This window comes from Prevotella sp. ICM33 (assembly GCF_000517825.1).
Lineage (GTDB): Bacteria > Bacteroidota > Bacteroidia > Bacteroidales > Bacteroidaceae > Prevotella > Prevotella melaninogenica.
On record NZ_JACD01000072.1, the window covers coordinates 92,375 to 108,793 of the forward strand.

Genomic DNA, 16,419 nt, shown 5'->3' on the forward strand with positions numbered 1-16,419 from the left:
ACAACCTTTTTGAGTTTAAATAGATAGAAAAGATTTTATCATAAAACTATTCTTAACTTCATCGTACATACACATATCTTACAAGAATATTTTTGTCTCAATTTCCTGTCACTTTTAACACTTCATTTATTTTTCTGTAGACTAACAAGTTAAGCACACACAACAGATGATAGCAGTGACAGCAAATTGAAATTCAGTAATACCCAAGCAGCTTCACAAATAAAATGTAACCACACCCGGTTTTAGGACTGCTCCCTTCTACCTCCCCACAAAATCACATAAACTTATATAATAAAAAAGTCCAGCTTAATAGCTGAACTTTCGATTGGTAGTCGATAGGGGAATCGAACCCCTATGCCAAGATTGAGAATCTTGTATCCTAACCATTAGATGAATCGACCAAAATACATTTGAGATTATGAGATAAAGCGGAAGGAGGGGGATTCGAACCCCCGGTACGCGAATGCGCACGGCAGTTTAGCAAACTGCTGGTTTCAGCCACTCACCCATCCTTCCAAGATGGCCTATAACCGAATTACCAAGCATTATCTCAAATGCGAGTGCAAAGATAGTACTTTATTTTCATACCTCAAAATTTTTTGTTGTCTTTTTCTTTTATTCGATGAAAAAACACAGCAATGACAAGAATAATACTGATAGAAATAGAATATATCTGTTTTAGAATAGAAAATGTAAGTACAGTCTAATCGAATTGAGTTTTCTTGAAAAAAGTTTGCATATATGAAATGTAATAACGACTTTTGTATAACATATTTATTAAGGACGATAGTTTAAACTTCATTTTCTATGCGTTGATTAGCTTCACCTAATTAATCGCCTCATTAAAATAATATAGTGTCTTGAAGAATAAAGAATTGACAGCATGAGAGTAAAAATGATATTACCAGCGTTGCAAGAGGCAGAAAGCCCTTATTGGCGACCAATCAAATACTCGCTTTTCCCACCTTTGGGACTGGCGACACTTGCAGCCTATTTCTCTGATAATGATGATGTAGAGATACAAGATCAACACATTGAGAAACTAAAGTTGGATGATACTCCAGATTTGGTTTGTATTCAAGTCTACGTTACTAATGCTTATAGGGCTTACAAGATTGCTGATGAGTATAGAAGAAGAGGTGTGTATGTAGTTATGGGAGGCCTTCACGTTACAAGTCTTCCTGATGAAGCGGCACAACACGCCGACACACTTATCTTAGGGCCAGGAGAAGAAGCATTTCCACGATTTATCAAAGACTTACGTGAAGGACATCCTCAAAAACGATATGTAGCAAGTTGGAGAAGCATTGAAAACATTCCCCCTGTACGCCGTGATCTTATTAAAAGAGAAAAGTATTTTGTACCAAACTCACTTGTTGTTTCCCGTGGTTGTCCTCATCATTGTGACTTTTGCTACAAGGATGCCTTCTATAGCGAGGGCAAATCGTTTTACACTCGAAAGGTAGACGATGCCTTAGCTGAAATTGATAGTCTACCTGGCAGACATCTTTATTTCCTTGACGATCATCTTTTAGGCAATCCTCACTTCGCATCAGAATTATTTGAAGGTATGCGCGGTATGGGTAGAGTTTTTCAGAGTGCCTCTACTGTTGCAGCAGTACTAAATGGCAATTTGATAGAAAAAGCTGCCGAGGCAGGATTACGAAGTTTGTTTTTAGGCTTCGAGACATTTTCTCCAGACAATCTTCGTTCAAGTAACAAACTACAAAACTTATCGAAAGATTATGTAGCAGCTGTTGAACGACTGCATAGTCTTGGTATAATGATAAACGGAAGTTTTGTTTTTGGACTTGACCATGATGATAAAGACGTATTTCTAAGAACCGTTGATTGGGGGATTGAACATAGCATAACAACAGCTACTTTCCATGTTTTAACTCCTTATCCAGGGACTCGTCTGTTTCAACAGATGGAACGAGATGGACGTATTACATCCTACGACTGGAGCAAGTATGATACCCGAACGGTTGTGTACAAAACATTGGGATTGACCGCAGAAGAGTTAAAGCAAGGCTACGAGTGGGCTTATCATAACTTCTATTCATGGAGTAATATTTTTAAGGCAAGCTTTGGTCACGATAACATAAAGCAGCAATTGGCTCATCTCTTTTATATGGGAGGGTGGAAGAAGTTTGAACCTTTCTGGAACTTTATGATTCAATATGGTAACCTCAATCGTATGTTACCCGTGCTGGAGAATCTATTGGCCAACACAAATGGGCATAAAACAAAGAGCAAAATGCCAAAACAAGGTATAGAACTTCTTAAAAAGACCGCATTATAACAACCTGCAAGTATAAATATAAAAGGATTATGAGGAAGAAGATTTTATCTTTTTTACTACTGTTCATGGCCATCTTAGGTTTTGCAACATGGCAGTATCGTTTGTTAAGTATCTTACTTTTTGTATTGATAAACAAGAATTGGATTAAGTCTCATCCGCTGCTATTACGGTTTAAGCAATCTTATAAATTGTTGGTTTCAATACTAATAATAGCCATCTTTATTGCAATCCCAAACTATTATCAGCGCGGTCGAACACAATTAGCATACATTGACAAGACAGGTAAACATATTGCTACACCGATAAAGATCTACCTGCTAAACATAATATTCCCAGAGGAAGAAATAATGAATGTAGGCATGAAAGTTTCTGCAATTATACCTCCAGCTGGAGAGCCAACTTTGATAAAAAAACTTGGAGGACGTTTTATCCGTGAGGCTCAAAATGACTTCTGGAACGGTAAGGCGTTAAGTTTTTACGCTCAATACAATCAATTGTCATGGCAATTCAGCAATCCTGGCTCATTTGCTATAGCCCAAGCGTATAATGAACAGTTTGGGACAAACTACAATGGTATTTATATAACAAAGCCACAACATTACACTTCTTCAAAAAAGTACCCTGTTGTATTATTCGCCCATGGTTATTTGGGTAGTTGGGAACTTTATCAAGGCCTTTTCTCAAGTTTGAAAAATTGCTTCGTTGTTAGCATTGCAACACACAATCTCTCAGGTATCTTTAGTCATGAAGACATTAACAGAATATTCAAGTTTTACCTTCCCATGCTTAAAAAAGAAGGATATAGCATTGATGAAAGTCGATTACATTTAATTGGTCTATCAAATGGTGGAAGTGCATCTAACATTGCACTACGAAACTTTGATAATAAATTTAAGACCATCACATATATTTCTACATCCTGTGATGTCGTTAAAAAGACTCATTCAGAAGTACTTTTAATAGGTGGAGGACAAGATAATAGCTCTAATAACCTCCCAACTTCTACTAAACGACTACAAAGATGTGGAACGAAAGCTGTGCTACTTTTTGATGAGAAAGAGAAACACTACATGTTGATACATCAAAAAGAAAGAATAATAGATTTCCTCAACCATGAGTTAGAATTGGATTAAATCATTATTTATAGCAATACCCATAAGGATTAAACAACATACTCACAAATGTTGAATCTATTGAGACAAGTAAACTACTAAATCAAAGATATTATGTTTGATTTGTAACAGTCTTCTACTTATCTAACAACAAGTTGAGAACAACAAAGCCATATTTTGCATGGTATTAAACGCTCAACACTATTGGTGCTTACCATCAACACGATATGTGCGAAGCACCAACACAATTGTAAAATATGAAATATTAGAGTTATAGTGGTTGTTAAAATCTGTAGAGAAGAGTGGCATATCAAACTTATAGAGAGATGACTATCAGGAAGTGCTACACAAAACAAGAAAGTAAACTTTATCCCTTTCTATGATACAATGTTATAAAAAACAAAACCAGCCGTAAATCACGACTGGTTTTATTATATCTATTTAATAAGTAACTGTGAACCCACAAATTACTTCTTCATACCTTTGTAAGCCTGGTTCATACCCTTAACAACATCGTCTGTAATGTTGTAAGCAGGATCAGCATAAAGGATATTATCACCACTCTTAGCAAGAATGATACTATACTTCTTATCCTTATTATACTCCTTCAGATAGTTATGCACGCTGTCAGAGAGAGCTTTGTTATACTTAGCAACCTCGTTCTGATACTCAGCACCAAGACGCTGCTGCAAAGCATCAGCATCCTGAGCCTGCTTCTGGATACTTGCCTGAATCTGCTGTGCCTGTGCCTGTGTGTACTTATTTGCCTGAATATTCTGCTGGAAGTTAGCAGCTGCAGCCTGAATAGCCTTCTGCTTACCAGCCAATGTACGCTGGATATTAGCTTCTTTTGCCTTTACAAGCTTAGTAACATCTTTCCAATAAGTATACTGGCTCATGATAGAGTCTATCTCTACATAAGCTACTTTCTGACTATTTGCAGCTGGAGCAACTGTAGATGTTTCAGCCTTGCCAGCTGCTGTATCATTCTTCACTGGCTGATTGTTACATGCAACAAAAGCGAATGCTGCCATAGCAAGCACTGACATTTTGCTAAATGATTTCTTCATTTCTATTGTATTTAATTGATTATTTCTCCTAATATGCCTTATTTCTAACTCTGGCTTCCTTGTCTTGGTCGATAACACAATGGATACCTTTCTCCTTTAGATATGCATTATCCGATATATGCTGCGACTGAAACTCCCCACCTTTCTTGAATAACACACGTACTCCGAGGAGCAACATGGCTATAGCAATTATTAACAATGTTAACAATAATGTTACAAACATTTTCTTTATCTTTGCATTTATATTGACCGCAAAGGTAATATAAAACAGCAAGATTACAAAAAAAAATATTATTAAAAATGGCAAATGTAGAATTAAAACCTGCTTGTGTCTTTGAGCAGTTCGCTAAAATCAATCAAATACCACGCCCATCTAAGCATGAAGAGCAGATGATTAGTTATTTACAGGAGTTTGCTAAGGAGCGTAACCTTGACGTAAAGGTTGACAAAGTTGGCAATGTTCTGATTTCTAAACCTGCTACAAAAGGTATGGAAAATGTTCCAACAGTAGTACTCCAGAGTCACATGGATATGGTATGTGACAAGCTCGTTGACATAGAATTTGACTTCCACAAGGATGCTATTCAAACCTATGTGGATGGCGAATGGCTTCATGCAAAGGGTACAACACTCGGTGCTGATGATGGTATCGGCATGGCTTATGAGTTGGCTATCCTCGACTCTAATGATATTGAGCACGGACCTATTGAATGTCTCTTTACACGTGATGAGGAAACTGGCTTAACTGGTGCCTTCGGCTTGGAGGCTGGTTTCATGACAGGAAACTATCTCATCAACCTTGATTCTGAGGATGAAGGTCAAATCTTTGTAAGTTGTGCGGGTGGTAATAGTACAACAGCAGTATTCAACTTTGAGCGTGAGAATGCACCAGAAGGCTACTTCTTTATGGAAGCAAGCTTGAAGGGTCTTGTTGGTGGTCACTCTGGTGATGACATCAATAAGAAGCGCGCCAATGCTATCAAACTCCTTGCACGCTTCCTCTATGCTGAACAGGCTAAGATGGACCTTCGTTTAAGCTACTGGAATTCTGGTAAGATGCACAATGCTATCCCACGTGATGGTAAGGTACTCTTCGCCGTTCCTTCAGCTAATAAAGAGACCGTTAAAGCAGATTGGAATATCTTTAGCACAGAGGTTGCAGACGAGTTCCATGTTACTGACACCGCTATGGTATGGAATCTTGAGAGTGCAGATGCTGCTCCAGTTATGCCAAAGCAGATTTCACATAACGTTATCCTTGCTTTGCAGGCACTCGACAACGGTCCATTGACTAACTGCCAGGATGAAGCCTTGGCTTATATGGTTGAAACATCAAGTAATGTTGCAAGCATACAGACAGAGGAGAATAAGTTAACAGTTGTCTCTTCACAGCGTTCAAACGTAATGAGTAACTTGGTAAACATGACCAATACTGTTCGTGCATGTTTCGAGTTGGCTGGTGCTGAGATTGTTGTAGATGACAGTTATCCTGCATGGAAGATGAATCCTAACTCAGAATTAGTACACGTTGCAGTTGAGCAATACAAGAATATCTTCGGTAAGGAACCTCTCGTTCTTGGTATTCACGCAGGTCTTGAGTGCGGCCTCTTCTCTGAGAAGTATCCACATTTAGATATGATTAGCTTTGGTCCAACCCTTCGTTATGTTCATACACCAGACGAGTGTCTGCTTATTCCTACAGTTCAAATGGTATGGGATCACCTCCTTGCCGTTCTTAAGAATATCAAGTAATAGGACACAACCATAATTATTTACACGCCATCTTGCTCCTTAGAACAAGATGGCGTTTTCTTAATGTATATATGTTAGCTTTCGAAAGAGAACATTATTCATTGTAGCGTGTTGAGTATCTACAAGATTATGATAACTTTGAAGTCCACACATATTGGAATAAAGCACGGTTGGATATAAGGATATATATATCTGAGGAACTAAACAATCTATCATACAAAAGAATAGGAATTGAAAGTACAGAGAGGGATAACCTCTTACCGCAAATGGGCAAAAATATTTCAAGAGCTCTTGATTAATAGGTTATTCTGTTCTTAGTACGATTATTCTTATAATGTCTTTTTATAACCTTATTCCCTTCATAGCTAAACTCAACTAAAGTTGTATCTTTGAGTTGACTATTTATTATATAAGCACTATTGATATTAGCTCTATTTTCATTATAATTTATAATCATATCTCTTGCTATGATCTTTATAAGAGGAAACTCTGTATAAGTCTCATATTTAAGGAAGTCTATTTCTGTTGGCGTAAACTCATCATACCTAACTGCAATGACTCTGTAATTTAAACAAGAAAGTTCATGGGCATTCTTCAGCATCTTTTGTATAGCTTCTGAGTTATTCATATTGGAACTGTATGTCGTTTTCCCATCCTTAACTATGTATGAAAAGCTATCAGTTATCGTTAATAACGTAGAATCAAAACTAATCGTATATTTCCCTTTAATATGCTTAACAGTATCATTAAGCCACAGTTTGAATTTTTGTTCAGGAGATATTCTTATTCCGTTTTGATGTCTTGATACCGCATATATAGATAAAGCTATTAGAAATATCAAGCACATGATAGATATTTTTTTCATTATCTAAAAGTTTAAATGTTCATTACGCTGAAAATGTACTATAATGCTGCATGGCTGAAATCATCTTGCTTTAGTCTCAACTCAATACGTAAATGCTTCGAATAAGAAAATATATTCCATAGACGGAAAGCAATTACTTTTCAAGGAATGAGTTACGGACATTAGCCTGTTGTTTATTATATTCTCATTGGCAAAAGTATATAACATTCTTGAAAAATCCAAAGGAATGAGAATTTATTTCTTAATTAAGTATTATATATAGATGGCACGGAGTTTGTTATTACCTATGCAAAATAAAAACAATTAAAATTTATATTGCTATGCAAAAAGGAAATATCGGGGTTACAACTGAGAACATCTTCCCCGTTATCAAAAAGTTCTTATATTCAGATCATGACATCTTCTTGCGTGAGATGGTGTCAAATGCTGTTGATGCTACTCAGAAACTGAAGACTCTCTCTGCAACAGGTGACTTCAAAGGCGAGTTGGGTGATTTGAGTGTTCGTGTCAGCTTAGATGAGAAGGCTGGAACATTGACTATCAGCGACCGCGGTATCGGTATGACCGCTGAGGAGATTGAGAAGTATATCAATCAGATTGCTTTCTCTGGTGTCAATGACTTCCTTGAGAAATATCAGGACAAGGCAGAGGCAATCATCGGTCATTTCGGTCTTGGATTCTATTCTTCTTTCATGGTTTCAAAGAAGGTAGAGATTATCACTAAGAGCTATAAAGAAGGTAGCAAGGCTGTAAAATGGAGCTGTGATGGTAGCCCAGAATATACACTTGAAGATGCAGAAAAGGAGGATCGTGGTAGCGATATCGTCCTTTATATCGATGATGATTGCAAGGAATTCCTGCAGAAATCAAAGATTGAAGAACTGCTAAACAAGTACTGTAAGTTTATGGCTGTTCCTGTTGTCTTTGGTAAGAAGACTGAATGGAAAGACGGCAAGATGGTTGATACTGAAGAAGATAATATCATCAACAGCGTTGAACCTTTGTGGGTAAAGGCGCCATCAGGTCTGAAGGACGAAGACTACAAGAGCTTCTATCGTACTCTCTTCCCAATGAATGACGAGCCATTGTTTTGGATTCACTTGAACGTTGACTACCCATTCAACCTTACGGGTATTCTTTATTTCCCACGTGTAAAGAACAATATCGAACTGCAACGTAATAAGATTCAGCTCTATTGTAATCAAGTATTCGTAACCGATCAGGTTGAGGGAATTGTACCAGAGTTCCTTACATTGCTCCATGGTGTTATCGACTCTCCAGATATTCCTCTGAACGTGAGCCGTAGCTACTTGCAAAGTGATGCGAATGTGAAGAAGATTGCAACCTATATCACTAAGAAGGTTGCTGACAGACTGCAGAGTATTTTCAAAGAAAGTCGTAAGGAATTTGAGGAGAAATGGGATGATCTAAAGCTCTTCATCAACTACGGAATGCTTTCAGATTCTGACTTTTACGAGCGTGCAAAGGACTTCTCTCTTATCAAGGATACCGAAGGCAAGTACTTCACCTTTGAGGAGTATAACACACTCATTAAGGATAATCAGACCGACAAAGAGGGCTACCTTGTAAACCTTTATACAAGTAACAAGGAGGAGCAGTATAGCTATATTGAAGCTGCAAAGCAGAAGGGGTATAGCGTTATTGATGCAAGCGGACAGTTGGATGTACCGTTGCTTTCAATGCTTGAGCAGAAGCAGGAGAAGACACGCTACGTACGTGTTGACTCAGATATTGTTGATCGCATTATTCAGAAGGAAGATGCACCAAAGAATAATCTGTCAGTAGAAGAAACTGACAATTTGTCAGAGGCTTTCCGTTCACAGATTCCTACAATCGAGAAAGCAGACTTCACAGTTGATGTACAGTCACTTGGAGAGTCTTTCCAGCCAGTTCTTGTAACACAGAACGAGTATATGCGCCGTATGAAGGAGATGAGTCAGTTCCAGCAGGGAATGGGTTTCTATGCTCAGTTGCCTGATTCTTATAATCTCGTTCTTAATGCCGACCACCCATTAGTAAAGAAGGTTCTTGACGATGTCACTGCTAACACAGCAGAGGAATTGAAACCAGTAGCAAGCGAACTGAAGGGACAAGAGGCACGTTTGGCAGCTTTGCATCAGTCACAAGATAGCAAGAAGACTGAGGAACTGACACAGGAGGAGAAGGACGATATGCAGAATACTCAGAAGACTGTTTCTGAACTTCAGGACAAGAAGAAAGCTATTGTTGCTGCATATGCTAAGGGTAATGATATTGTTCATCAGCTCATCGACTTGGCATTGCTACAGAATGGTATGCTTCAGGGTGCTGCACTCGATAAGTTCCTCAAGCGTTCTATCAGTTTGATTAAGTAAATATAAAGTAGCTATCCTACTTATATACACAAAGTAATTAAAAGGTTCTTCCGTTAAATGCGTAGACGCTTATTTTATAGGCGTATATCTTTAACGGAGGGACCTTTCCTTTTTACACCTCGAAAAACATATCTTCAACTATGAAAAATTCATTACATAAATCCAAATAAAAATCCTCAAATAATGGCAAAAACAACCTATCACGAGTAGGTTTATAACTTTCAATGAATCAACAAGTTACAAAACAATAAAAGTAAAGATGACTAATTGGGCTTTAAAAGGGCGTTAGTAACACTTCAAAAGGGCACCTATTGGAAGTCAATTAGGCGTCTTTTAGAAGCTAAAAGAGCATGTGTGGCTTTGAAAGATTAGAAAAAAGTTTACATTCCTCTATAAACAAAGCGAGGAATTACTTGTAAAAATAAAAAGATATACTAATAGACTAACTTCAGTTTTAACTTCTATGGGAATATCTACTGGATAGCAATAGTCGCTCTTTGTGCCACTAACAGCTCTGTGTAGCGTTTAACTCCGTCTGCTCTTTTTCTCTGTGTGCCTTACTATGTAAGGGATTTAGTTTATCACTCCATATTTCGGAAGAACCGAAAAAACTTCTTCTTCACGCTTGCTATCAAATAAGATTTAGTACCTTTGCAAATAATTAACTCATTAACTATGTTCAAGAAGATTTTTAAAGTGATAAGATGGGTATTATCCCTAACCTTTATCTCCACTATATTGGCGGTAGTTGTCTATCGCTTTATCCCTGTATACTTTACCCCTCTGATGATTAGTCGTTGTTTTGAACAGATTGGTAAAGGAGAGTCTGTGAAACTTTATCATGACTGGGTTCCGTTAGAAAAGATGTCAAAATCAATGCCTGTGGCAGTGATGGCAAGTGAGGACCAACGCTTCCTTACACATCATGGTTTCGACTATCAAGCTATCGAGAAAGCTGCAGAAGACCACCTAAAGAAAGGGAAGAAACTGCGTGGTGGATCTACCATATCTCAGCAAACAGCAAAGAATGTCTTTTTGTGGCAGGGACGATCATGGGTAAGAAAAGGATTGGAGGTTTATTTCACTTTCCTCATAGAAACACTATGGAGCAAACAACGTATCATGGAGGTTTATCTTAATTCAATTGAGATGGGCGATGGAATCTATGGTGTTGAAGCTTGTGCTGAACAGAATTTCGGTATGGCGGCCAGCCAACTTAGTCGAAGAGATTGTGCACTCATAGCAGCGACATTACCTAATCCACGTCGCTTCTCCTCAAAGAATCCTGGACCTTATATGCGCAAGAGAATTGGACAGATTGAACACCAAATGACTTTTATACCAGCTTTCCCTGAAGAGCATTAAAAATGCTGTATATTAGTCTGTTAAACTATTCTGTTCAATAAAAACAAAGAAGATAAGATGATAAAACAAGATAAGGAAGAGGCTATCCTCTCCGCACTGAACGAAAGCCAGCGTGAGGCAGTTGAGTATTGTACAGGACCGTCACTGGTGATTGCTGGTGCAGGTTCTGGTAAGACACGTGTCCTTACCTATAAGATTGCCTACCTACTCAGTAAAGGCTTGAAGCCATGGAACATCCTTGCGCTTACGTTTACAAACAAAGCTGCAAGAGAGATGAAAGAACGTATCGCACAGATAACAACTGCTAAAGATGCGCAACATCTTTATATGGGAACGTTCCACTCCATCTTTGCACGTATCCTACGTCGTGAAGGAGAGGCTATCGGCTTTGGAAGTAATTTCACTATTTATGACGAAAACGACTCTCGTTCGCTTATTAAGAGTATTGTAAAAGCCTTAGACCTTGACGAAAAAACATATAAACCTGCCTCGGTGCATAACTTTATTTCAATGGCAAAGAACCATCTTATTACTGCTTCAGAATATGCAGAAGACCGTGCTGCCATTGAGCGTGACCGAAGTGCGCGTATGCCGGCTATCCACATGATTTACAAAGCATACGAAGCAAGATGTCGTCAGGCAAATGCAATGGACTTTGACGATATTCTGCTTTATACCTTCTTGCTCTTCCGTGATAACAAAGAGATTAGAGAGAAGTATGGCCAGCAGTTTGAATATATCTTGGTAGACGAGTATCAAGACACAAACTATGCACAGGTTAGTATCATCAGCCAGTTGGCTGAGACACATCGTCGTATCTGTGTTGTGGGTGATGACTATCAGAGTATCTACTCTTTCCGTGGTGCAAATATTGACAATATCCTTGACTTCAAGCATAAGTTTGACGATGCTAAACTCTTTAAGTTAGAGCGCAATTACCGTTCAACACAGCTCATCGTACAGGCAGCAAACTCGTTGATGAAACACAACGAACGACAGATTCCTAAGGATGTATTTTCTAAAGAAGCCGAAGGAGACAAGATTCTCTATAAACCTTGCTATAGTGATAGGGAAGAGGCTATGGTTGTTGCGAATGAACTGAAGCGTATCAAACGCAATGATGACTGTGATTATGGCAACTTTGCCATTCTCTACCGTACGAATGCACAGAGTCGTTCTTTCGAGGATGAATTCCGCAAACAAGGTATTCCTTACAAGATTATTGGTGGACTTTCGTTTTATCAACGTAAGGAAATCAAAGATATCATCGCATATTTCCGCTTGGTTTCTAACCCTAATGACGAAGAAGCCTTCCGGCGTATCATCAATTACCCAACACGTGGAATTGGTAACACGACCATTCAAAAGATTATTGATTGTGCCCAACGGAATTCTGTATCGCTATGGGAAACTATCCTCAATCCTATTCAATATGGATTAGATGTCAACAAGGGTACTATGACAAAGCTTTTTGCTTTCAGAACACTTATCAGTGGATTTATTAAGAATGTAGCACTGAAGGATGCATACGAGCTTGGAAAGGAGATTATTGAAGAGAGTGGACTAAGTGCTGATATACGTTCGGGGAGTGAGCCAGAGGACTTGGCTCGTCGAGAGAACTTAGAAGAGTTTATGTCGGCTATGCAGGGCTTTGTGGATTCTGGACGCGAAGAAGGACGAGAAGAGAATGTCTACCTTACTGACTACCTTCAGGAAGTAGCATTATACACAGATGCTGACAAGGAAGACGATGACACTCCGAAAGTTACATTAATGACAATTCACGCAGCAAAAGGATTAGAATTTCCTACGGTATTTGTCGTTGGATTGGAGGAAAATATATTCCCAAGTCCTATGTCAGCAAGTTCAAAACGTGAGATAGAAGAAGAGAGAAGATTACTCTATGTGGCTATAACACGTGCCGAACGACATTGTATATTGACGAATGCAAAGAACCGTTTTCGCTATGGATCAATGCAAGTGGACAACCCAAGTCGTTTTTTAAATGATTTCGACCCTGCACTGATTCATGTAGAAGATGAAGCAAACAGTGCTTTTGGAGGTGAACGACGTAAGATGCCTTGGGACGAGGATAATAGTTCAAGAAACGCTTGGGGACGTAATCGCTCAGAAGATAATTTCCGTGAGTACGAACCAAACAAGGCATACACAGGTAGCAGACCTTGGGGACAAGAATATCGTCAAATGGGCTCGAGATGGCAGAATTCAAATCCTGTTGCAAGCCAATTTCGTGCTGATCCAAAGCCAAAGATAACTGAACGTAAACGTCCTGAAGCTGCTGTTGACCCATTCTCTGAGCGTGCTAAACGCAGATTAATAGCGGAGGGTGGTAATTTCAAACGCCTATCGTCTGCAATGACAAATGGTGGTAGGACATTATCTACAGAGAGTACTTCAATATCCTCGGTTTCATCGACAGCCTCAATAGCTGGACTCAGTGTTGGCGTGACCATTGAACATCAACGCTTCGGTATTGGAAAGGTATTAAACCTTGAAGGTTCTGGAGAAAATGCTAAGGCAACTGTTGAGTTCCGTAATGCAGGAACCAAACAACTACTGCTGAAGTTTGCCAAGTTTAAGATTATTGGTTAAGAACAATAGAAAACGATAGGCGGTCATAAATGTATTCGCATTATGACCGCCTATTATCGTTTATAGCTGTAATTATCGTCCACACATCTGTTTATAAGGACAGTATTGACAACTATCAGTATTGTCTGTTGGAGCAAAAGCTATATTAGGATTATGTATTTCTTCGAGTTTCTCCGTGAGATTTCTAAGAAAATCCTCTTCATATACGATGACATCAGTAACTTCTTCCTTATCTATTGATAGTACAGGAGTATAATCTTCACTACCTGCATGTTGGATAAAGAGCAAAGCAGGACTAACAGCACGATGATTTGGATTATGTTCAGAATCGTTCTTTGCTTCAATAAGACTGTATAGCATCGCCTGCATTGTGTAGTCACTCTTTTTACTTAAATTCTTTGAGTCAAACATTTCATCAACACTTTTCAATGACTCCGCTGCTTTTCCACCAGTCTTATAGTCTACAACTCGTAAGCGTGCGCTATCACTATCAACAAGAATCTCGTCTAAACGGTCAATACGTCCGCCTGTTTCTATTTGCTTCTCCAATCCATTCACATTAATTGTCAATGAGCGTTTAACAGGAAACTCATGACCAATCACACGCAATGGGGCAGAACGCCGATCAATTCGCAATAATTGATGAAGGTACTTTATAATAACTTCGCGATTGATGAGTTGGAGTCCATTGAGCTTTGGATGTTTCTTTACTCCTCGTTGTTGATGAAATAGTTCAGTAGCAAATGCCTCGTCGACAATATCATCCAATGTAAGTTCTGCATTGCCTGATGTGAGTGACTGTGTGCTCTTACCTGTCTTTAACAAATAATCTATGTTCTTAGCTGTGATGACTTCTCTTGGCAGTAACTTTTCATACATAAGCTGTGCTGCAGTATGAAAGATATTACCAAACATTCGATTATCAACATCGTCAACATCGATTTCATCAAGTTCATTGATACCTGCGATATACTTAAAGTAATACTTTAGCTGGCAAGTTATATATGTATTAATAGCAGTTGGGGAGAAATAACTGATTTCATCGAGTCTTTTCAGCACAGCTTCATTCTTTTCAACCACTTCTGCTTCACAGTGCATAGGCTCTTGCCCTGCTTGCAAAGTTAATCGATGAATTGGGTGATTCCACTCGACCATCAACTGTAAAATAAAACGACTCATCTCTCCTGTATGGCTACCTTGCGTGGAGTTATTATAAAGGAAAGTAACATCTTTTGCCCGCTGAATCAGACTATGGAAATAGTAACTGTAGATAGACACCTTATTATCAATTGTTGTTAACTCGTATGCCTTACGAATAAGATGAGGTATGAACGAAGCATCGTCTATTCCCTTTGGCATATTTCCTTCATTACAAGAGAGTACAAGTACATGATCGAAATCGAGATTACGCGTTTCAAGAACGCCCATCACTTGAACGCCACGTGCAGGTTCACCATGGAAAGGAATGCTTGTAGCAGTAATAAGTTGTGTTAATAGACGACGGAAGATAATCTTATCTGCATCTAAATCCCCATTTGTCATCAAATCAGACAAACGTGTTAGTAAGGTATACATACGAAAAACAGACTCTTCAAAGAGCGGGTCTTTGTCAGCTGCACCATTCACACCGATGAAACGGATAGTTTCTGCTAACCAACTAACTAATGCTTGTAGGTTCTGCTTATCACTTGGATGGTATTCAAAGATTGAGCCTTCTTTTGGCTTTACATAAAACTGTCGTTCACTATTCAATCGTTCGATGATTTCGGCAACTTTTGGTGTGAGATACTTCCCATAAGGATGTCGTAACACTCTGTTTACATAGTGAAGTCTATAACTCTGTTCTTGTACAGAATAACCTTCTGTCTGTAACGCCCAAAGCTGCGTAACCATCGATGCAATCGGGGTTTGTTGTAACGGATAACCCGTTGTGACATTCAGAGTTTCGACTTCATCAGGTATACAATGGATTACTGTCTGCAACAGATGTTCATCACAAAGAACAATTGCTGTTCGCTTACCATCTTTATATCTTTCATTCTCGCGCAACCACTCGGTGATATAACGTGCTTGTAAGTTCTCTGTAGGAGCAGAGATAATGTTTATATCCTTCTCTTTACCTAAATTATCATACAATTCATCGCTATCGTTTGGTAAAGCATTGGGGAATTTATCAAGCCAACGACAAATATAGTTACCAGCTTCATTTGTTGGCTTCATATAATATCGGTCATAATCCCAATAAAAACTTGCCTTTTCTTCCTTTAAGAAGCGTTTGAAAAGAAGCTGTTCTACCTTCTGAAGTACGTTGAATCCGACAAAAACATAGCATTCATATTGTGCTTCTATCTTTGTTTTCTCTACCACATCACGATAAAGCATACCTTCGTATGCAAGTTTTTGAGATTTAAGCCTTTGCTTGAAATCATTATATATATCATTCAACTTATTCCAAAGAGTTATAAAACGCTCTCTAATACCCTCTGGATTATCATCGAAATTAGCGAAGAAACGGCGTAATTCTACTTTCTGTTCATCGGTAAGATAACTAATATCATCTAACTCTTTAAGGTTACTAATATTAGAGAAGACCATCTCAGCGTTTGCCATATTCTTATCGATGTCATCGAAATCGGCTAAGAGCAGTTGCCCCCAACCATAGAAGTGGTCTAAGGTTTCATTCGTATTGCCTGTTACCTCGATGTAACTCTTATAAAGATCGCAAATACTTTTAATAGGATCAGCTATTGTTAGCTCTGAATGTTGACGAAAGAAGTCAGAGATGGTAATATATGCTGGACTCCATACAGGACCATCAGCCAATCGAGCTAATGCTTGATTCAGAAAGAGTGCAGCACGCTTATTAGGAAAGACAACAGCTATATGCGCCATGTCATTACCATACTTCTTCAGTAAATCAGCTGCAACGTGTTCGAGAAATGTATTCATAATTATATATCAG

10 protein-coding genes and 2 tRNA genes are annotated in these 16,419 nt (G+C 38.5%); 6 read left to right on the forward strand and 6 right to left on the reverse strand.

What is annotated here, in order from left to right; genetic code table 11:
* Positions 1-326 precede the first annotated feature (326 nt).
* Together HMPREF1505_RS09065 and HMPREF1505_RS09070 are read right to left on the reverse strand one after the other, a co-directional pair.
* Positions 327-401: transfer RNA gene (locus HMPREF1505_RS09065), tRNA-Glu, on the reverse strand.
* A gap of 28 nt (positions 402-429) precedes the next feature.
* A tRNA-Ser gene (locus HMPREF1505_RS09070) sits at positions 430-516 on the reverse strand.
* Positions 517-883: 367 nt separating this feature from the next.
* Here HMPREF1505_RS09070 and HMPREF1505_RS09075 point away from each other — a divergent pair.
* Both HMPREF1505_RS09075 and HMPREF1505_RS09080 read left to right on the forward strand, forming a co-directional pair.
* Positions 884-2,305 carry a radical SAM protein gene (locus tag HMPREF1505_RS09075; RefSeq protein WP_036924806.1) on the forward strand — a complete coding sequence of 474 codons (1,422 nt, stop codon included), beginning with the start codon at positions 884-886 and terminating at the stop codon, positions 2,303-2,305.
* A 29-nt stretch (positions 2,306-2,334) separates the two neighbouring features.
* Positions 2,335-3,438, forward strand: a complete 1,104-nt coding sequence (locus HMPREF1505_RS09080; protein ID WP_036924807.1) for a S9 family peptidase — start codon at positions 2,335-2,337, stop codon at positions 3,436-3,438.
* Between the two features lie 446 nt (positions 3,439-3,884).
* Here HMPREF1505_RS09080 and HMPREF1505_RS09085 read toward each other — a convergent pair whose 3' ends face one another.
* Both HMPREF1505_RS09085 and HMPREF1505_RS13745 read right to left on the reverse strand, forming a co-directional pair.
* A complete protein-coding gene (locus HMPREF1505_RS09085) occupies positions 3,885-4,487 on the reverse strand; it encodes an OmpH family outer membrane protein (protein ID WP_036924809.1) in 603 nt (200 codons plus the stop codon).
* Between the two features lie 28 nt (positions 4,488-4,515).
* Positions 4,516-4,710 carry a hypothetical protein gene (locus HMPREF1505_RS13745; protein WP_036864978.1) on the reverse strand — a complete coding sequence of 65 codons (195 nt, stop codon included), beginning with the start codon at positions 4,708-4,710 and terminating at the stop codon, positions 4,516-4,518.
* A gap of 77 nt (positions 4,711-4,787) precedes the next feature.
* On the opposite strand from HMPREF1505_RS13745, the gene HMPREF1505_RS09095 reads away from it, so the two are divergent.
* A complete protein-coding gene (locus tag HMPREF1505_RS09095) occupies positions 4,788-6,239 on the forward strand; it encodes an aminoacyl-histidine dipeptidase (protein WP_013265676.1) in 1,452 nt (483 codons plus the stop codon).
* A 295-nt stretch (positions 6,240-6,534) separates the two neighbouring features.
* On the opposite strand, the gene HMPREF1505_RS09100 is transcribed toward HMPREF1505_RS09095, so the two are convergent.
* On the reverse strand, positions 6,535-7,104 hold the full coding sequence (locus HMPREF1505_RS09100; RefSeq protein ID WP_036924811.1) for a hypothetical protein: 570 nt from the start codon (positions 7,102-7,104) through the stop codon (positions 6,535-6,537).
* A 320-nt stretch (positions 7,105-7,424) separates the two neighbouring features.
* On the opposite strand from HMPREF1505_RS09100, the gene htpG reads away from it, so the two are divergent.
* The 3 genes from htpG (at position 7,425) to HMPREF1505_RS09115 (ending at position 13,457) form a co-directional block, all read left to right on the forward strand.
* Complete coding sequence (htpG, locus tag HMPREF1505_RS09105; protein ID WP_036924813.1) at positions 7,425-9,479, forward strand: molecular chaperone HtpG; 2,055 nt, start codon at positions 7,425-7,427, stop codon at positions 9,477-9,479.
* 675 nt (positions 9,480-10,154) lie between these two features.
* On the forward strand, positions 10,155-10,844 hold the full coding sequence (gene mtgA / locus HMPREF1505_RS09110; RefSeq protein ID WP_036924815.1) for a monofunctional biosynthetic peptidoglycan transglycosylase: 690 nt from the start codon (positions 10,155-10,157) through the stop codon (positions 10,842-10,844).
* 57 nt (positions 10,845-10,901) lie between these two features.
* The gene (locus HMPREF1505_RS09115) at positions 10,902-13,457 is read left to right on the forward strand and encodes an ATP-dependent helicase (protein WP_036924816.1); all 2,556 of its coding nucleotides are present in this window, start codon (positions 10,902-10,904) and stop codon (positions 13,455-13,457) included.
* Positions 13,458-13,529: 72 nt separating this feature from the next.
* Here the strand turns inward: HMPREF1505_RS09115 and HMPREF1505_RS09120 are convergent, their stop codons facing one another.
* The gene (locus tag HMPREF1505_RS09120; protein ID WP_036924818.1) at positions 13,530-16,406 is read right to left on the reverse strand and encodes a PD-(D/E)XK nuclease family protein; all 2,877 of its coding nucleotides are present in this window, start codon (positions 16,404-16,406) and stop codon (positions 13,530-13,532) included.
* Positions 16,407-16,419: the final 13 nt, after the last annotated feature.